We start from the raw sequence: 18,570 nt of genomic DNA, 5'->3' as shown, positions 1-18,570 counted from the left end.
TAAGCACTATCACTGCTTGTCATTCTGGAATGTCCCATGATCGCTGGGCGGGTCCTCCGCCCAACCAGGGCGCTACCGCGCCGGCACCGGAACCGAAAACTTCACCAACCCCGCAGTTGATGCATGGGTCTCGGATGAAGTTTTCGTCCCCGACACCGGTCCCCCAAGTTGCACCCCGGCCCCTCATCCCAGCGGATGGTCCCCTACCAGAACGACGCCGACTACCAACAACCGCAGATAATCCACGCAACACCAGGGTGAAGGAAACGGATCATGGAAAAGCTCACCATCAAAACACCAGCAGATGTCCTCAGCTTCATCGGGCACACCCTCGGCTTCTGGCCACAGGAAAGCCTGGTCTGCATCACCCTTCACGAGAACAGCATCGGCGCCACACTCCGCATCGACCTCCCCCAACAACCCGGGCAGGAACTCCCCTACGCCCGCACCGTCGCCCACTACCTCACCTCCGACACCACCGCCACATCCCTGCTCTTCGCCATCTACACCAGCGAACCCGCCCAGCCCGGACAGCCCAAACCCCACGCAGCGACCATCGCCGCGCTCACCGGGGTTCTCGCCGAACAAGGCATCACCATCCGGGACGGCCTCTTCGTCGGAGACGACACGTTCTCCCCCTACGACGGCGAACCCGGCACCACTCTCGCCCTGCCTGTCACTGACGCCCAAACCAGCGCCATCAACGCAGAATTCATCTACCGCGGCAGCGCCGTGCAACCCACCGACCGCGTCGCCCTTCCAGCCACCGGCCAAAATGCTGCGAAGGCCGCCGCCGTTGAACAGCAGATGGACACCATTCGGAACCAAACCGACGTCCAAGCCATCCAGAACGGCCGGGAACTCTGGGCAAACATACTCAACTCGAAATCATTCCCGAGCGATGACGACTGCCACGCGCTCGTCGCTCACCTGCAATTCCCCGGCATCCGAGACCGCCTCATCGCCGACATCCCTAACCTGGACGAACCCATGCAAAACATCCTTTTCGCCCAAACCGATAGCGCACCCCAATGGTCACGCGTCGAATGGGCCCAACAATTGCTCCTCCACGCCTACACCCGCACGAGCCCCGAACACGCAGCACCCGTTCTGACCACCATCGGCTACATCAACTGGTGGGAAGGCCGAGGCAGCAAAGCCCACCAATTCCTCCAGCTGGCCCTCGACACCGATCCCTCCTACCGCCTGGCGCGCCTCAGCGACCAAATGATCGGATCAGGCATCGTCGCCGGCTGGAACATGAACAGGAACACGGCCTACAAAGCCCTGCCCTTCGACTGAACCAGCAGCTCCGCAGTCGACTTGCCGAGAGTCCAATACAAGCGCGAAGCAAACCCAACAGCTTTACAGAAGGTCCGTTATCGGCGTTAAAACTCTGGGGGTTAGAAGTAAGATTCGAGAACTCCCGTGCCTTGATGAATCCGACGTTTCAACAGGTCAGTCGGGCTTTGCTGCTCTAAACTCCTTCTTTCAGCATCGCCGCATGGATCCGCTTTGCCACAGCGTGGTGCCCTTCGATGCTCGGGTGCATGGTACCCCGCTGGTCTGCCTGGATCCTGCAGCTTTCATCGGCATCAATCCACATAGACCCCTCGCAGTAGCCTTTCCCGGCAAAGTCAGGGGCGGTGGGCACAAAGGTCCAACCGAACTCGTTACATTTCCTTTTTATCAGTGAGTTTAGATTCTGGCCTGCCTCTTGAATGATCTTGCCGTCTTGCTGGTCGATGGATAGTAAACCAGACTGGGTTTCAAAAATTCCGCATGCGGAGAACTTTAAATTCCCATCAGGTCCCCGCACGAAAAAGATATCTTCGGGATAGCCCGTTACAAGCACATTCGAAATGGGGACCGTCTGGTTCAGGTCGTCCACTGCTGCCTTCAAGACGTTATAGCTCGCGCCGATAGTTCCTTCTTGGCCCGGAGGCAGCCCGACCCCAAGTGCTTGGTTCAGCGCGCGCAGCCGTTCGGCGCGCAGATTTGGGGCCGCTGGCCCGACAACGAGCGCCCAAAAAGACTGCCCTTGGGTGAGGTCCGCCAGCGTCCCGGCGAACCCTGCATCGTTGCCACCAATGGAAATGTGTAGTGCATCTATTGTTTGGCCGTATTTGAGAGTGCGCTTGCATTCTTCAACCTGTCCTGCCCCGATGTAGTCGGTTACGCCTTTTTGCGGTAGTAACAGTCCCTCAATGATCTCGGCACCGCTGCGAGCGAATGAAACCCATGTGACAGGAGTGAAGTCGAAATGAGCCTGCCGCGGCCCGCCAGCGGGCTTCCAAGTCTCGCCGTACACGCTCTGCAACATGCTGGCGGCCAAAGCCTGCGCCGAGCTGAGGGATCGGTGCGCCTCCTTCTCAATCCAATCCGCCTCGCGGTCGGTCGGCACAGTCCGATCAATCACCTGCCTGAGCGTTGTGAGCTTGCGGGAGGCGAGGAGTTTGCCCACGTCGCTGAGTTCTGCCCAACGGTCCGGGTTGCCCTCGCCGGAAGCGAAGGAATCCCCCATCCCGACCAAGAGCTTCTCTGTGACGGTGAATGTCACTATCCGTTCGGCGTACCGGTTCCCAGTGAAAAACACTCGCATCCGTATCGAATACGCGCCTGGTCCATCAAGCCCCAACTTCAAGAAGGTGTCTTCGCGAGTTGGGAATTCCAGGATAATGTGCTTTACCCAGTTCGTGCCCGTGTGCGCGATAACCCAATCGTAGGCAACTAGCTCCTTGGGCGGCTTTAGTCGGGAGGGCCCGGGATCAACTGGGTCCGTGTCACCCATGGTCCCACCAGGCTGATCGTTACGCATCCGACGCATGATGGCGGCACCTAGTTTCGACTGCTCGGCCACATAGGCAGCCCCCGGCGAGAGCGGCCGCGCGGCTGGTCTGCCGGCGCGAGCGGGCACGGGTGCTCGGTTACCTGCGACGGATTTAGCGTGACGGAGGCCAAGTTGCGCGTCCACGTACATTCCAAATCGACCAGGACGAATGTACGCGTCTCGATAGCGATGAGCCCGAGCGTCATACATCGCATCGTGAAGCATGTATGACGGAAAGAACGCCGAACCGATTGCGAGGGCGAAGTCTGCGTACGGCTCCAGCCGTTTGTCGAGCACGGGGGCAACGCCGCCATCGGTTGCCTGTGGTGCTGCTGGTGTGCTTGTTGCGTGGTTTCTAGGGACGCGGCGAGCGTTTGCCATGGGGTCCTCCGCACAGACTAGAGCGTTTACCTTAGTAATTCTTGCGACCACGCATTGAACAGCCGACAGCACGTTGGCTTGCGCGTCGCTATAGCCGCATTATGCCACTCGACCTTCTCGGTGGATATCGTTTCTGCCTCCGCTTGCGCGCCGTGCACCAGCGACGGCGATTGGAGTACGGAACAACGGGATGCCCTGCTTTGTTGTTGACTCCTTTGGCCTACGCGCCTGTACTCGTGAAAGGTTATTGACCATGCACACGACCTAGCCCTGGGGCGAGAGCAGTCAGATGGAATGGATCCGGGCCCCAGTGCCGGCAGAAGTTCGACAAAACAGACATGAGCAGGGTAAAGAACGGTCTTCAACGGCACGTGCAGTGGGACTAAAGTGACTAGTCCTCGCATAATTGGCCCTTAGGAGATGACTAAATTGCTCAAAACCAAGCAACTGTCCGGCGGCACAACGCAAACAGTTGAGTCCTTCTGGAATGGGACGTCCACGGCCTTCTTCCAAGGACCGGCCGGGGCAATAATCAACGTCAAGTACGGCAAAGGGCGGCTCAGTGTGAACCGACAACGACAGACCCTAGACGGGAACACGGTAAAGAAGCTCACTGTGGGCAAAGGCTCACTGGCCTATGCACGAATGCGCGTTAAAGTTCCAGTTGCCTCCCAAGTGACCTACGATGTCTACCCGGGGGAAGTTGCCCAACAGTTGCCTGAGCTTGAGTTCTAGCTACCCGATCACATAACGCCGCCATACAGGGTGAATTCAGACACTCTGGCTGGCGAAGCCCATGCACCGACCACGTTTGAGCCTCGTGGCCGCCCACCACTTTGCATTCAGCTCCCTCGTAACCGGCGTTCGTCGTCTTGTCAGTCCACCGGCAGCGGGCCTCGATCAATCCACCGACGGAAAGACCGGTCCAATGCACTGAGGAACTTGAGACCGGTGGGCGAGCCTTGCGGCCTACTTTTTGGCGGTCAGCGCAGACTTTGCGGCTTCCTCAGTAGCAGGGGAACTCGTCCGCACAAATAAGGGCAGGCGGGTTCATCAATGATCTTTTTGGCCGCAGATGACAACTGACTGGAGAAGCTACGCGGCCGGGGACTTCGATGTCTCTCAGAATGGCAGATTTGGGACTCGCGCCCGCGGGGATCGCACCATTACTTTCTCAAGAAAGCTTTAGCGTATTGACACAAACACTGCCAGGAGAAAGCATTAGAGTATGGAACGAAGCAATGGACTCTCAACGGCAGAGGTAGCCGAACGTCTGGGCATAACCCAGGTATCGGTACGCCAGCTCGTGCAATCCGGGCAGCTCACTGTCGTTGGACGAGTCGGCCGCTCCATTCTCCTCGACAGGTCCTCCGTCGAACGGCTTTCCGCAGCCGGCACCCGCCGAGGCCGAGCGTGGACAGCCAATACGGCTTGGGCGGCGCTGGCACTGTTGTCCGGGCAGAACCCCACGTGGATCTCATCGTCGGAGAAGTCACGGCTCAAAAGCAGACTGCGGCATCTCGATGCAGCAGCTGTCTGCACCCTCGCCAGGCATAAGGATCGGACTTACCGGTACAGGGCGACAAGGGATGCCTTGGATCGCCTCAGCCATTACCTGATCGCCAGCGGGGCCACCGCCATGCGCGACGAATCCACTGCCGAGACGTTCGGCATGACCGGCGGAAGCGGGATCGCCGAAGGCTACGTCATGGCCGGGGACGCTAAGGCGCTGGCTGATTCATTTGGCCTCGTCGAGGACCCGTCGGGTAACGCAATCATCCATGAGGTCGAACTGGAAGAGCCGTTCGCCGAAGGCCGGGCACCCGTCGCCGCCATCGCCGTGGACTTGATGGGGTCACTGGCCATCCGGGAACGCAGCGCCGGCCAGCGCGTCATCGAGGAGCTGCTGCATGTCTGAGCCGGACCTGGCCGAGGTGGCCACGGCCGATGGCCGGGAAATCTGGGACGTCCCCGTACCACCGGGAGGCTGGGGCACGCCTTGGCCGCAGTGTGTCGAACTGGCCAGGGCGCTGCCCTCCACCCAGTGGACGCTCGTGGGCGGCCTCATGGTCCAGCTGCACTCCGCAGCCGCTGGCCTGTCGGTCTCCCGGCCAACCGCTGATGTGGACATCGTTCTGCACATCGAGACCGGCGCGGCCACGACGTCGTCCGTGTCAGCAGTGCTCACCGGACTTGGCTACACCCTGCAGAAGTCCATCGACCACGACGCCCCGGCACACCGGTTCGTCCGCGACAAGCAGCAGATCGACGTCATGATCGCCGACCACATGCCGAAGGCGAAAGTTCCCACCATCGGTGGCCGCAAGCCCTTCCAAATCTCCGGTGGCACGCAAGCGCTGAAGCGGACCGTCAACTGTCGGCTTGTCGGCGACGACGATGAGCCTGTCCCCATCAGCATCCCAAACGCGCTTGGTGCCTTGGTCCTGAAAGGTGCGGCCTACCGCGAGGACTCACGCGACCGGGACCGGCACCTCGACGACGCCGTGGTCTTATGCGCCACCATCAAGACGCCTCTGGCCACCGCTAAAGAGATGGGCGGCAGCGACCGGTCCCGCATCATGACACTTCATGGCGTGCTTGAGAATCCAGACCACCGTTCCTGGCAACTCCTGGACGAGGCTGACCGGACACCCGCGATGGATGCGCTCCGCATCCTGGCAAGCAACCCGCAGCAGCTCCTGCCTGTGAACAGGCTTAAGAAGGGATAGACAGCAGGGCCAGGCCTGTAACCATCACCACCATCACGACGACGACCTTGCCATCCACGTCGGGTCCCGGTCGTCGTTCTTGTCCCAGACCCACCTCACCCGGAGTCTGCGCCCCCGCAGCCTCGACGATGAGGGCCATTTCGATGAAGTTGTAACAACTGAACCCGCCGTGCAGCCGAGGGAACAAAGGCCCCGGGCTGGTTAACTTCGACAAGGCCGGCACCCTGGCGATGCTGTTCTCTCGTGACCTCGTACTCAACGGCCCGCGCGTCTTTCAGCGGCAACTGCGGCTTCCGCAGCGTCATGGCTTACGCCAACGAACCTCGAGTGACCATCTCCCCCAAGCAGCCCGGGCGTCCGTTAATCGGATTCACTAGCCTTACGAAACATCGGTTATCGGCGTTAAAACAACGGGAGTGGAAGTAGCTGCGAGAACTCCCACCCCAGGACAAATCCGGCGTCTCCGCAGGTTAGCCTTTTCGATCTCGAACTACCCCGCATTCTGGGCCGCAGTTGGCCGACTTGGTGGGCCACGGTGAGCATTGCAGCTGAACCGAGGTGGCTGGAAGTCGCGCCAGGCGTTCGTATGCTGCAGGGGGCCATCAACGCCCCGGAAGCACTTGAACTAATGGAAGATCGGCGAAAAGAAGCGGCCCGTCGACTTCACCTTCCTCGTCATACTCTGATCCGCCGTAGTCGGAAGTCTGATCCAGTTGCTCCGAGTGACGAGGATCGCAACGGCTCGTAGCGCTGTCAATCCTCCTTACCCGTTCCGGAGCTCCTCAGACGCTGGGCCGGATTTTTGTGACATTAAGCGTGGTGTAGCAGGCCTACCCTAGCTTCGGAGCGATCACGGATGTGAAGCAAACTGCGTGACTAGCAGAACATGGCTAAACGTCGTGCGTCTAACTCGCCCAAGTCGGCGCCGGCGGTCGGAACATCCGGCGCTGACGGGAAACCTGAAATTCAATTCCGTATGGTGTCTATCCAGACGAGCCGTTCGAGTTACGTGGCCCCGCTCAAGGTTGAATGTGAGGCGATACTGGAGCTCTGCTCTGCGCCATTGTGCTCACTATTTGTCGGCCAGTTCGGTCAGTTCATGTCTCAGCTGGTCGAGACGGTTAGGGTCATGTCGTACAAGCGCATGGCCCGCGCTTTGGGGCACGAGATGGTATGAAACGTAGGGAGGATCTTCTCCTAGTCCGCTAGGCCAGTAGCCTTCCGCATTGGACGCGATCAGCACCCTGCTCACTCGCTGGTTGGGGTGAAGTTGTCCGGCGCCGCGAGGCTTATCCGAAACTTCAAACTGTCTGGCAAGTACCTCGGCGGCCGCGTCCCGAACTCGCACGCGGGGGTCCACCTGACCATCCTCATTAATCCAGAGGGGCTGCACTCCGACTAGCGTGCCCCTCTTGGTTCTGTATAGAAATGGCGCGTTTTGCCCGTGTGCAAACACGCGCGTGAGTCCCGTGGGGAGGGAGAACGTAAGGTCGGTCAACAGACTTCGCCGAAGAGCCGCGAATCCTGCAGAAGTCGACACCGATTCGTTGACGGCCTGCCTCAGATTGGAGAGCTGCGTAGCGGTTTCAGGATCATGCTTGTCCTCGAATACCGCCGTGATTCTGTCAAGCGCTCGGGTCTGCACAGGAGACAGCCCTGGTATGGCAAGCGATTCAAAGATTCCCAGCACGGCTTTTTCCTTGAAGTGGTTCGCAGAGGTTCCATCTTTACTGGCCTGTTCATACGCCCACTGGAGAACGGACCACCACTGGTCCTCACCGTTCTTGCGCGCATTTTCCGCGTTCGCATCAGCAACGTTTTGGTTGGCACTTTCGGCTTTTGCTACCTGTTGCTTGATTCCTCGATAGGCGATTGTAGCTGCGAGGACAGCGAACAGTCCGGCCATCGGAGGTCCGGTGACGAAGTCGTATCCAAGCCGGCCCATCTCATCAAGCCATGCTCCTATATTTGTTAGCGTCTGCTCAGAAATAAGAGAAAACGGCACCCGCTCGGCAGCGGAGGAATCTAGGGGGCGGGAAAGGCTCACTCGGACAACAATAGGCGACGGCGCACGTGTGGCAACGCAGGCGGAGCCGGTCGTCAAGAGTGACCGACTCAAGTCTTTCCTTGACAGTTCGGCCAAATATTCTACGGATCAGATCCCTGGGGCGAACTAGGAACCTGCATTGGTCTCGGTGCCCGCAATTCCAGCGAAGAGGTTGTCCATCAAGCGATCAGTGAACTGATGGCTGAGCGATTGGGCCGGCAGCAGTAGGCGGTGATAGCAAGCCCCCAGAGCTGATCAATGAGCGTTTCGGGGTCAACGCCCTGCTTGTTCTGGCCCCGGCTTTGCGCGAGTCGCAGGGTCGCCACGGCAAGTCCACGTCGTGGTGCGGTGTACCGGCTGTGGAGCTGGCTGGCCATTCCAGCATCGCCTGATATGCCAAGTGGGCTTGCGGATACGCACTGTTCCAAATCAGATCAAACACATCGGGTGGGAACCGGATAACTGGTCAGGTGAGAGGCGCTCCTCGTACGGTCAGCGACGATGCCCAGCCGCCTAGAGCCACTTCAGGAAGCAGCCTGACAGAGCTGCAGAGATGCAAAATCCGGGGTTGGTTATCGGCGTTTAACCCATGGGAGTGGAAGTAGCTGCGGGAAACTGCCTGAGTTGACCGAAGTTTGCGAGTCCTAGACTGATCCGGGCCAGTTGCGAGGGCCAGAGCGCGAAGATATCGCCGCTGGCGTACGGTGGTTCGTCGACAGTCCACCGGTCCATGGGTGGCAGGATTTAAGAATGCCGAGACAGGGTCAATATGACCAGTTTGAGAATCGATACATGGCGCAGCTTAATGCGTTGTTAGCCAGCGCCGGTATTCCCGTCAGTTACCCAAGGGATCACGCCGCAATTGACACCGGCCTGCACCTATTCGTCGAGGGTCCGGGTAAGGATTACCAATCAACGCATACGCGGGTCTGGTTCCAGGCCAAAGGGCAGCGTGCCGAAACCCTCTCTGCTGAAGAGTTCGATGCATCAGCCAATGTCAGCGTAAGCGTAAAGACAGAACACCTTGAATACTGGTTTGCTGCACCAGAACCGGTGTATCTTGTGGTTTTCGTCGAAGCCAAGCAGACCTTCCTTGCCGAGGACGCCCGCGTCATCGTAAATCGACAGTGGCCCCACGGAGGCTTCTTCGACGCAATACGCGGGCATAGGTCAGTAACCGTGCACTTGGACAAGGAAGCAGTCCTAAACGAGGACAGACTCGAATCGATGCTCAGTCATAGGAGCATGCGTATTGATGGCCCGGCGTTCCAAGGCCGTCCGTTAGGCCACCACTTCGATCCCCTTCGATCAGAGCTTCATATCGATAGTCCAGATCTGTGGATAGACATCATCACGAAGCTGCTGACTGCGTACCGGTTCCGTGAACTCGAGCGGAGTGAGGTCAGTCAACAGATCACCGTCTTGAAGGGGCGTTTCTTCGACACTTTGGTGTGGCAGTCCAGCGCATTCGCCGAGTTCGGATTGGGGCCCGGCATCGACTACAGGGATGATCCACCCGTGGAGTCCCTTCATGGGGAAATCACCATCGTCCTGGATAGCTCCCCCGCACGCCGAAGGCTTTCCACGGACGAACAGCTAGCACTACGAAGGACACTTGGCTCGACGGAAACGCAGGTGGCGTTGTTCTTCTACGGAAGAGAACTCAGTGGAGCCGCGGGAACGTGGAAACGTTTCTGGAATGAAGGTCGCCAAGGATCTACCAACAGGCCTCTCCACCTCATCGGCATCGAGTCCGTCACGAGCATGGTGCTGGTCGCGACCTTGGTTTACCTCGACCTTGCACCTCGGCTGTCCTTCCGCATAGTCAACTACCGGTAGAAGTAGCACCCGCGGCTCAGTGAATATTCAGACTATTCCGAGCCCGCTGCCTCAGATACCTTCGCAGCTTTAGGGAAGGCCGGTTATGGCGTTCAAGCGGGACGAGTCGACGTAGCTGCGATAACTCGTCCCGGAGGATGTTTGGACCTATTCCACATGGGCTTGGGTCCCAGGATTCGGATGACAATCGCTTAGCCTTTGCCTCACTGACAGGAGCGAGGAAACCTCGTATCCCATAGTGGGTTGGCTCTGGAACCCACTTACACTGTGACTGCTGATAACTCAATTCGACGGAAGAAGGCTGGATGGCCTCGGTAGATGCTCAGATCCACAGCGTGGGGGCAACGATCTCGGACACTATCGATGCCTTGGCGCATGACCGTGGGCTTCTGTCCCGTAATGTCATCAAGCAGCTTCGGGATCTGGTCGAGGCTGTCGCTGTTCGCCTCCACAAGGGCGACGGCAACGTGGAGTTCCACTACGACCTGACGCACGACGCGGTTGAGTGGGTTGGGTCCACCGGCAAGCAGAGCAACTTCATCTATCGGTTCCACAAGCTGCTTCAGATGAGCGCCTCGCATTACTCTTTCGATGCCGACACCGCAGAGCGGTTGATGCTCAAGTACTACGAGTACCTGCTCCGTACTCGGACGCTGCTGCAGCAGCAGTGCAACGTCGAGATTCTTGGCAACCTGGAGAGGTTTCCGATCGACCTTGATCCAGCGTTGACCCTCTACCACCAGAAGATCGCCGAGCGGATCAGGGCGGCCCGCGCGCTTCCGGCGGAGCAGGGAAACAGGCACCGGTACTACGTTAACAAGGTGCGCCCGTTCTTCACAGGTGGACGGATTTTGTATGAGGTCACCTTCTCCACCATCTCGGACCGCCGGAACAAATTCGACCGCATCATCGCCTTCACTGATGTCGACATGACCGACCGGTACGCGGCGCAGTTGCGTCTGCTGACTGACGAGATCGAGGTCCTCGGGCAGCGTATGCCGATCGTGATCATCCGTTCCTGGGACGTCTCCATCCGTCCCTGCGAGTTCAACAACTTCGCCAGGATCTTTGGCATGTCTACCTCTACAACCTCCGGCAGCTCCGAGTACCTGCGGCTTAACAACTTCCTCACTGACAGGTCTGCCAGCCTCCTTGACCTGATGCATATGAGCCAGGCGCGCTATGCGCATATCAAGGACATGGCAACGCAGCGAGTTCAGCGGCCACAGATCTTTCCGGTTCTTGACAAAGCGCGTGAACTTGTGAGGGAGGACGGACCCGGGAGCAACGTTGTTCGTTACCTCCTGCTCTCCATGTCGAACAGGGTCATCAAGGACCAGACCGAATACGAGCCGAACCGATACTTGTCAGGGCTCCATCTGGCGCCGGGCTGCCGCCCTTTCGATGCCATGCCGTTTTGTGCATTTCCTAGGAAGCACATTCCGCACTTCGGTGACCTCATGGCCAGCGTGGACGCATCTCAGCGTCGGCACGAGTTCTTGGCGCGACGGATCAGGAACAACGTCGAGCGTCACGGCACGCTGTACACGCCCATTGCCGATGTCGAGGATCTGGGTAACGTGGACGAGCTGATCTCCGTGCACAATTCCACTATTCCGCCAACGGCCCCGCATAAGACCCGGATCATCGAGAAGGACAAGGGCCATGTCTTCATGCACGGCTATGAGAACAGCACTGTCGAGATCATCGAGAAGCTCCAGGAATACGCGTCTTCAGGCGTGAACGGCTACGAGGCCGCCGTGGAGCGGTGGCTCGGCGAGACCCAGCACGGGATCGATGATGATGCCAAGCGCGAGGCGCTGAAATCCCTGTTTGCCAAATCCAAGCTTGCACTGATCTACGGTGCTGCCGGCACAGGCAAATCCACGATGGTCGGTCACATCGCTGACCACTTCAGCGACAAGAGCATGCTTTTCCTGGCTCACACACATTCGGTCAAGGACAACCTGGAGCGCAAGGCCGGGACTCAACGGTCCGTGTTTCGTACCATCAAGAGCCATCTCTGGACGTCCGACGCCCAGGAGTACGACCTCCTCATCATCGATGAGTGCAGCATCGTGAGCAACGAGGACCTTTTGGAAGTCCTGAAGAAGACCAGCTTCAAGCTGCTCGTGTTGGTCGGTGACGTCTTCCAGATTGCCTCGATCCAGTTTGGGAACTGGTTCAACATCATCGGGGACTTCGTCCCTAAGACCTCCGTGTTCGAGCTCACCAAACCTCACAGGACGGACAGTGAGGCACTGCTCGACTTTTGGTCCAAGGTTCGCCATCTCGACGAGGGCATCGAGGAAATGATCGCCCACAACGGCTACGCCACGGACCTGAATGAATCCATCTTCGAGACCCGGCACAACGGGGAGATCATCGTCTGCCTGAACTATGACGGCCTCTATGGGATCAACAACGTGAACCGCTTCCGGCAGAGTGCCAACCCCGGCAAGGCAGTGGTCTGGGGTGTCAACACCTACAAAGTTGGGGACCCGGTGCTGTTCAACGACTCCGAGCGGTTCAAGCCTTTTATCTACAACAACTTGAAGGGCCGCATCGTGGACATTGTGATCCACGAGGACCACGTCCAGTTCGACGTGTGGCTTGACCGTACCGTCACAGAGCTGGACGTCGACGGGGAGGAACTGCGTTACGTCGAGGAGTCCACGGTTAGCTTCGACGTGTACTTGCAGGGCAGCACAGATGAGGATGATGAGACGTCTTATACTTCGGTGCCATTCCAGGTTGCCTATGCCGTTTCGATCCACAAGGCGCAGGGCTTGGAGTACGACTCGGTCAAGGTAGTTATCACCAAGACCAACGAGGATGACATCTCGCACAGCATCTTCTACACGGCCATTACCCGGACGCGGGAACACCTCAAGATCTACTGGTCCGCAGAAACGCAGAAGGCCGTCCTTGGGAACTTGGAGCACAGCAGAAGCGGTAAGGATGTGTCCCTCCTGAAAGCGCGGCGATCGGTAAGCTCGCTGCGTTGACGGTCCGAGCTGATCAGGGACAGAAGGACCATTGTTGACACGCTGCAATCGCTGTCTCGTTGCTTTACCGCAAGTACGAGCGCGACATACTCCTCTGGAGCCTTGTTTCCTGTTGGAGCGTTCGACAACCTCCAAAGTTTGATGCAGTTTGCCCACGCGGCTCAAATGAGCGCTTGTGGTGCAACGGTTCAGCAAGAGGCCTCTCACGACCAAGCGTGAGGGGCCTCTGTATTGGAACTAGTCGCCAGCGCTACTCTCTAGGGCTTCCTCGTATGTTTCGTCCGGAACGGGGGCCCCGTTGATGATGTCTTGACGTTCGGAGGGGCTGAGGTCCTCCCTGGCCTCAACAGCCTCTACCCAAGCTTGGTATTCCTCGTAGTTCTTGTAGTCGTACACTTCGGACACATCAGGCCTCTCGTCATTGATGGAGGAACTAATGGAGACAGTTCCAGATGAGACTTTATCCAAGGATATTGCGCTTTCCGTAACGGAAGGCTGGGGTCGAGCCCAACGAGCTGCCCGCTGGTTTAAGTTGTTCGCCTCGGAGCATTTCGCTGTTGCCCTGGGTTTCACAGTCGCACTGGATGTATTCAGGGCTCCGTTCTGGCCTGCCGCAGCAGGTTTCCTTATCCTCGCAAGCGCGCTTTGGATAGCGGCCCTACGCAATCGGGTGGCGGCTCCCCGGCATGGCATGAGGAACATGGTGATCGGGCTGGGAGTCTGGTTCGTGCTGTATTTCCTCATGTTCGACCCGGCACTGCAGCTCATTGGGGCGTCCTCGGCTTTGTGGTGGCTCGGCGCCGGCGTCCTGGCCTCCAGCCCTTTTGCTGCTTGCGCGTTTCCGAGCTCAAGACGATGAGTCACCCGCGCAAAGCGCTCGATGCTCTCATCCACTCGCCGGTGCGGTTTTCATTATTGGCGGCATTGCGAAACCTTGAAGAAGCTGACTTCCGGTTTCTGGCCGATTTGTTGGAGGTCAGCGATTCTACGCTGTCGCAGGCCCTCAGCGTGTTGCTGGATGCGGGGATGATTGAGATTCGAAAAGAGGCAGCCGGACGCAGAACCCGCACTTGGGTCGCTATCACTCCTGCTGGACGGGATTCCTTCTTGCAGCACCTCAAGGTACTGCAAGAAATCGTCTCGTCGAACATTGCCCCCGATGCCGAAGAATCAGAGATCTCACGAAAAGATGATTTTGAAGGATGAATTCATAATGACTAACCCTCACATACGCCTGGCTACCAGCGACGACCTTGATCTCGCTGCAACGACTCTCGCAGCTGCATTTCATGACTATCCCTGGACGCAATGGGTGATTCCGGAAACCAACTACGCCAAGAGACTGCATGACCTTCAGCGTCTCTACCTGGATTACGCGTACCAACACGGAAAAGTCCTGGTAACGGTTGATTTTGTGGGCATCGCTGCGCTGCTGCCGGCTGACGCCCCCTCCCCCGATGAAGAATTCGTCGGCCGGATCCTGGAGCTCCATGGAGAGCGTGTCAACCGTATCCAGCAGAAAGAGACGTCCCCGGGGTCATGGACCTTGGAGACTCTCGGAGTGCATCCGCAATCGCAGGGTCTGGGAATCGGCAGCAGACTCGTCGGACGGGCGGCGGCGGAGGCGGTCACGGCGGATGCCGAGGCCTTGGTGCTGGAGACCTCCGATTGCCGCAATGTTCGTCTGTATGAGCGGCACGGGTTCCGCGTCGTCGAGCACTCGGCTGGTGGAGAGGGCCCGGATCTTTGGGCGATGAGGCTCTCAATCAAATCCAGCAAGTCAGTTCAGGCCACGCCCGGAGAAGACCCCAGCCAGGTGTGAACATCCTTAGCTAGCCATTACTCCCTGTCACGTCCTCGCCCGGGCGCAACAGCGCTTCCGGTATGAGGGATACGCGCTTGATGGACGCCCTGAAACGATACTTATCAGGGCGTCCTGGAGCGGGTGACGGGCTAGTGCCGAGGAAGCAGACGACCGGATAGTGCGTGCGTGTGCCTACCGTCATCCACTGTAATTATCCCGTTCACGAACACGTATCGGGCCGCCGTTGAGTATGTCTCTGGAAGGGCGAAAGTGTTTGTAGAGCGAAGCATGCCAGGGTCAAACACTGCGATATCAGCGTGCATCCCCTCCCGTATCTCTCCCCTGCCAGTGAGCTGGAAGTGATCCGCGACCATCTTGGTCATCTTGTGGACCGCCTCAGCGAAGGTGAGCACGTTGTTGCGCAGAACGTGATGCGACAAGTAATGCGTATGCCCGTGAAAGAACAGTGGATGCCGCGTTCTTGCCTCCAACGGACCGTCCTTTCGACTGGTGTAGGCATCGACACCGAGAAGGAACAGCGGATTGCTGATGGCTTCAGCCAGGTGATCATCGGTGAACAGTTCGCCGAGCAGTTGAACTTGATGCAGGTTCTCCCCGGCCGCGACAAGAATGTCGAAGTAGCAGTCCCATTCTGTTTTGCCGGTGAGTTCGGCTATCCGGGGAAAGGAAAGACCCTCGAGATGCGACGAACCCGGGCTTGATGCCAAGGTCACTCGCTCCCATTCGCCTGCGTGCACAAAACGCCAATACCTGTCGGAATCCGCCTCTATCTTGCGCCTGGCTTCCGGGTCCCTGAGCAAAGTCACAGTCGCGGCAGGTGACGTTGCCAGAGCCCAGCTTGGAAGCAGGCCGGTGGCCAGGCCGATACCGCTGGGAAACGGGGTCATGTCGGCGAGGACGTCCAGCCCCTTGCTGCGTTCGTCACTGAGTCGTTGGACCGCCTGGCGCCAAGCGCCTGGTGCTGCCCCTGTGCCGTGGCGGACGTTGAGGTGCGAGACCTGTGCCCTGTTACCACCGGCCCGGGCAATAGCGAAGAACTCATCTACCGCTTTGGACAGGTGCTTGTCGCGATTGCGGATGTGGCTTGCATAAATGCCGTCGTAGCTGCCGCAGACACGGTTGAGGCCCATGAGTTCGTCCGTTTGGGAGAAGCGGCCCGACCCATACTCAAGACCTGTTGAAAAGCCGATCGCCCCGGACTCCATAGCTTCTCGCAACAGTGCCTTCATCACTGTATCTGCGTCCTTGGCAGGGTCATCGGAGACAATATGGAATGCAGCCGTCCTGAGGGCGGTATGCCCGACCAACCAGGCCAGATTCTGCGAGGTCCCTTTACCGTGGACCGTTTCGAGCAGCTCTCCGAAAGACCTCCATGTAACAGTTCCGCGGTACCCGATGTTTGTCAGGTCATTTTCTGTCGCCGGCACGGATTGCTCAGTCAACGGACCGTAGGTGACACCGCAGTTGCCTACCACCTCGGTGGTCACGCCTTGGTGCAGCGTGCTGAAGGCATATCGGTTTGCCAGGATGGACCAGTCGCTGTGGCTATGCGGATCGATGAGGCCGGGGGTCACGATGAGGCCACCAGCATCGATTGTTCGTTGGGCCGGCATTTCTATGTTTGGCGCAACAATGGTTATCTTGCCGTTGAGTACCCCAACATCGAAGAATGCACCTTCCGCGCCGGTCCCGTCGTAGAGAAGCCCTCCCTGGATCAGAACATCGAGCATTGCCGTCCCCTCTGCCGCTGATTTTCGAAGGGGGGTGTCATCAATTTGTTGGTGGACCGATCATTCATGCTCATAGAACCTTGCTCAGGAACTCGCGTGTCCGGGTGGCGCGTGGTGCGCCAAAGATGTCCCCCGGGCTGCCTTCTTCAACGATTACGCCTTGATCGACATAAATCACACGGTCAGCTACTTCACGTGCGAAGCCCATTTCGTGCGTCACGACCACCATTGTCATGCCCTCTGCAGCCAGTTCCTTCATGACTGAAAGGACTTCCCCGACAATCTCGGGATCAAGAGCTGATGTGGGTTCGTCGAAGAGCAAGACGCGCGGTCCCATGGCCAGGGCGCGGGCGATAGCGACACGTTGAGATTGCCCCCCGGACAGTGCGCCCGGGTATGTGCCCGCCTTTTCAGCCAGACCGACCTTTCTGAGTAAATTGCCGGCCTGTTCCTGGGCCTTTGATTTGCTGAGGCCCAGCACCTTTTGGGGGGCGAGGGCGACGTTTTCGAGTGCGGTGAGGTGGGGAAATAGGTTGAAGTGCTGAAATACCATCCCCACTTCTCGCCGGATGAGGGATATTTCCCGGCTTGTTTTAGTAGAGGTGAGGGTATGCCCATTGACTACTACACTCCCACCGGTGGGCTTTTCGAGCCCGTTCAGGCACCGCAGGAGGGTGCTCTTCCCCGAACCTGAGGCACCTATGATGCAGACAACTTCTTGATCTCGGACCTGACAGGAAATGCCGTTGAGGACTTCGAGGTGCCCAAAGCTGAGATGTAAATCGGTAACGGTGATCATCTGGTGTCTCCAAGCTTGAGGGTGAGGGCATCTGTTATCTGTACCTTGGGCGATTGAACATCCAGCCGCCGTTCCAGGGCTCTGCCGAGTGACGAGAATAGATAGCAGATAACGAAGTAAAACGCCCCGACTACTAGATAGATGAGGATAGGGTCAGCTGTCAGCGAGCTGACGACGTTGCCAGCTCTGGTTAGTTCGACAAGTCCGATGACCGCGACCAGAGAGCTGTCCTTGATGAGGACAACCAGGAAGCCCACCCCCGGCGGCACCATGATTTTTGCAGCCTGAGGAAGCACAATGTGCTGATACCGTCGCCGGGCACTCATTCCCAAGGCATCAGCTGCCTCTGTCTGGCCTCGTGGAACCGCCAGAATGCTGCCACGAACTATCTCACCGATGTATGCCGCGGCGAAGATGGACAGGGCGAGCACCGCTGCCCAGTACTCCGGCAGGTTCTGCCCCGGAAACAGCAATGGAATTCCAAAGAAGACAAAGAAGATAATGAGCAGCACGGGAATGCCGCGCACTATGGTCACGAATGTCGCGCTGACCAAACGGGCCCACCACGGTCCTCCTGTGCTCATCAAGCCAAGCGCGAAGCCGAGCACCGTGCCAACCACAGTGGACAAGAGGCAGATTTGAACTGTGACCAGAAGGCCGTCGAAGATAAGAGGGAAGTGCTGCCAACCGAATGCTTCAAACATGACTATGTAACCCTCCACTTGATTACGCGCGTTTCAATGAACCGCGACCCTTGCGCCATGAAGAACGACACCGCAAGGTAGATTGCGCCGCCGACAACCAATGCTTCAATGGTGCGGAACGTCGTGGACGAAATTCCCATCATGACGTGTGTGAGGTCGGGTACAGCGATGATTGAGGTAATTGACGAAGCAAGAAACAGCAGGATCGTCTGGTTCGTCAAAGAAGGCAGAACGTTGCGGGTGGCGGGTGCCAGCAGAACATGACGAAAGGTGAGCATCCTCGACAGTCCGAGCGCACTGGCAGCTTCCTTCAGACCCTTTGGCACAGATTCGAAGCCCGCCCGATAAATTTCGGCGGTGTACGCGGCGTTGTTAAGACTCAACGCTATAAAGCCCGCCCAGAGCGGATCCAGGTTGACGCCCACATCAGGAAGCGCGAAATAGATCAGATATAGCTGGAGGAGCAGAGGAGTGTTCCTGATGACCTCGATGTAGCTGCCGGCCACATGCCTTACCACGCCGGATCTGCTCATCTTCCCTGCACACAGGGCAACGCCGAAAGAACCACCAAACACCACTGCTCCGATAGACAGGTAGACGCTGATCCAAAGCCCGTGGAAGAGATCTGGGGCGTAAGGGAACAAATCCCCGAAGTAGAGCTCCATCAGAGACTCCGCT

The 18,570-nt window shown here is 58.3% G+C and carries 18 protein-coding genes; 9 read left to right on the top strand and 9 right to left on the bottom strand.

Going from position 1 to position 18,570, the window contains the following annotated elements; genetic code table 11:
- The first annotated feature begins 273 nt into the window (after positions 1 to 273).
- Positions 274 to 1,302, top strand: a complete 1,029-nt coding sequence (locus J3A64_RS22875; RefSeq protein WP_210066335.1) for a DUF4192 domain-containing protein — start codon at positions 274 to 276, stop codon at positions 1,300 to 1,302.
- 175 nt (positions 1,303 to 1,477) lie between these two features.
- Here J3A64_RS22875 and J3A64_RS22870 read toward each other — a convergent pair whose 3' ends face one another.
- Positions 1,478 to 2,818, bottom strand: a complete 1,341-nt coding sequence (locus tag J3A64_RS22870) for a hypothetical protein (protein WP_210066333.1) — start codon at positions 2,816 to 2,818, stop codon at positions 1,478 to 1,480.
- 813 nt (positions 2,819 to 3,631) lie between these two features.
- Between J3A64_RS22870 and J3A64_RS22865 the strand changes: the two genes are divergently transcribed.
- The 3 genes from J3A64_RS22865 to J3A64_RS22855 all read left to right on the top strand — a co-directional run bounded on the left by J3A64_RS22865 (position 3,632) and on the right by J3A64_RS22855 (position 5,940).
- Positions 3,632 to 3,946 (top strand): hypothetical protein, encoded by a 315-nt coding sequence (locus J3A64_RS22865; RefSeq protein WP_210066331.1) that lies wholly within the window; start codon positions 3,632 to 3,634, stop codon positions 3,944 to 3,946.
- A 493-nt stretch (positions 3,947 to 4,439) separates the two neighbouring features.
- A complete protein-coding gene (locus J3A64_RS22860) occupies positions 4,440 to 5,129 on the top strand; it encodes a helix-turn-helix domain-containing protein (protein WP_210066330.1) in 690 nt (229 codons plus the stop codon).
- Positions 5,122 to 5,940 carry a hypothetical protein gene (locus tag J3A64_RS22855; RefSeq protein ID WP_210066328.1) on the top strand — a complete coding sequence of 273 codons (819 nt, stop codon included), beginning with the start codon at positions 5,122 to 5,124 and terminating at the stop codon, positions 5,938 to 5,940. The genes J3A64_RS22860 and J3A64_RS22855 overlap by 8 nt, the downstream gene beginning before the upstream one ends.
- Here the strand turns inward: J3A64_RS22855 and J3A64_RS22850 are convergent.
- The 3 genes from J3A64_RS22850 to J3A64_RS22840 form a co-directional block, all read right to left on the bottom strand.
- Entirely contained in the window at positions 5,927 to 6,079 is a 153-nt protein-coding gene (locus J3A64_RS22850; protein ID WP_210066325.1) for a hypothetical protein, read from the bottom strand. The two genes, J3A64_RS22855 and J3A64_RS22850, sit on opposite strands and share 14 nt — an antisense overlap.
- A gap of 933 nt (positions 6,080 to 7,012) precedes the next feature.
- Positions 7,013 to 7,987 (bottom strand): hypothetical protein, encoded by a 975-nt coding sequence (locus J3A64_RS22845; RefSeq protein WP_210066324.1) that lies wholly within the window; start codon positions 7,985 to 7,987, stop codon positions 7,013 to 7,015.
- A gap of 179 nt (positions 7,988 to 8,166) precedes the next feature.
- Complete coding sequence (locus J3A64_RS22840) at positions 8,167 to 8,415, bottom strand: TetR/AcrR family transcriptional regulator C-terminal ligand-binding domain-containing protein (protein WP_374100567.1); 249 nt, start codon at positions 8,413 to 8,415, stop codon at positions 8,167 to 8,169.
- A 364-nt stretch (positions 8,416 to 8,779) separates the two neighbouring features.
- Here J3A64_RS22840 and J3A64_RS22835 point away from each other — a divergent pair, with 364 nt between their 5' ends.
- Both J3A64_RS22835 and J3A64_RS22830 read left to right on the top strand, forming a co-directional pair.
- Positions 8,780 to 9,826 (top strand): DUF4365 domain-containing protein, encoded by a 1,047-nt coding sequence (locus tag J3A64_RS22835; RefSeq protein WP_210066320.1) that lies wholly within the window; start codon positions 8,780 to 8,782, stop codon positions 9,824 to 9,826.
- A 305-nt stretch (positions 9,827 to 10,131) separates the two neighbouring features.
- Complete coding sequence (locus tag J3A64_RS22830) at positions 10,132 to 12,834, top strand: AAA family ATPase (RefSeq protein WP_210066318.1); 2,703 nt, start codon at positions 10,132 to 10,134, stop codon at positions 12,832 to 12,834.
- A gap of 237 nt (positions 12,835 to 13,071) precedes the next feature.
- Here J3A64_RS22830 and J3A64_RS22825 read toward each other — a convergent pair whose 3' ends face one another.
- Positions 13,072 to 13,239 (bottom strand): hypothetical protein, encoded by a 168-nt coding sequence (locus tag J3A64_RS22825; RefSeq protein ID WP_210066316.1) that lies wholly within the window; start codon positions 13,237 to 13,239, stop codon positions 13,072 to 13,074.
- A 31-nt stretch (positions 13,240 to 13,270) separates the two neighbouring features.
- On the opposite strand from J3A64_RS22825, the gene J3A64_RS22820 reads away from it, so the two are divergent.
- From J3A64_RS22820 to J3A64_RS22810, 3 genes are read left to right on the top strand one after another with little or no spacing between them, the layout of a single operon-like run.
- Positions 13,271 to 13,693, top strand: a complete 423-nt coding sequence (locus J3A64_RS22820) for a hypothetical protein (protein WP_210066315.1) — start codon at positions 13,271 to 13,273, stop codon at positions 13,691 to 13,693.
- Complete coding sequence (locus J3A64_RS22815) at positions 13,690 to 14,040, top strand: transcriptional regulator (RefSeq protein ID WP_210066313.1); 351 nt, start codon at positions 13,690 to 13,692, stop codon at positions 14,038 to 14,040. Before J3A64_RS22820 ends, J3A64_RS22815 begins: the two co-directional genes overlap by 4 nt.
- A gap of 7 nt (positions 14,041 to 14,047) precedes the next feature.
- Entirely contained in the window at positions 14,048 to 14,656 is a 609-nt protein-coding gene (locus J3A64_RS22810) for an N-acetyltransferase (protein ID WP_210066311.1), read from the top strand.
- 131 nt (positions 14,657 to 14,787) lie between these two features.
- On the opposite strand, the gene J3A64_RS22805 is transcribed toward J3A64_RS22810, so the two are convergent.
- The 4 genes from J3A64_RS22805 to J3A64_RS22790 form a co-directional block, all read right to left on the bottom strand.
- The gene (locus J3A64_RS22805) at positions 14,788 to 16,389 is read right to left on the bottom strand and encodes an amidohydrolase family protein (RefSeq protein ID WP_210066309.1); all 1,602 of its coding nucleotides are present in this window, start codon (positions 16,387 to 16,389) and stop codon (positions 14,788 to 14,790) included.
- Between the two features lie 70 nt (positions 16,390 to 16,459).
- Positions 16,460 to 17,188 (bottom strand): amino acid ABC transporter ATP-binding protein, encoded by a 729-nt coding sequence (locus J3A64_RS22800; RefSeq protein WP_210066308.1) that lies wholly within the window; start codon positions 17,186 to 17,188, stop codon positions 16,460 to 16,462.
- A complete protein-coding gene (locus tag J3A64_RS22795) occupies positions 17,185 to 17,892 on the bottom strand; it encodes an amino acid ABC transporter permease (RefSeq protein ID WP_210066306.1) in 708 nt (235 codons plus the stop codon). Before J3A64_RS22795 ends, J3A64_RS22800 begins: the two co-directional genes overlap by 4 nt.
- Before the next feature lie 2 nt (positions 17,893 to 17,894).
- The gene (locus J3A64_RS22790; protein ID WP_210066304.1) at positions 17,895 to 18,557 is read right to left on the bottom strand and encodes an amino acid ABC transporter permease; all 663 of its coding nucleotides are present in this window, start codon (positions 18,555 to 18,557) and stop codon (positions 17,895 to 17,897) included.
- Positions 18,558 to 18,570: the final 13 nt, after the last annotated feature.

Origin of the sequence: Pseudarthrobacter sp. PvP004, from assembly GCF_017876035.1 — a bacterium.
GTDB classification, from domain to species: Bacteria; Actinomycetota; Actinomycetes; order Actinomycetales; family Micrococcaceae; genus Arthrobacter; species Arthrobacter aurescens_A.
The sequence above is the reverse complement of the archived record's forward strand: the minus strand, read 5'-3'. Positions and strand labels throughout refer to the sequence as shown.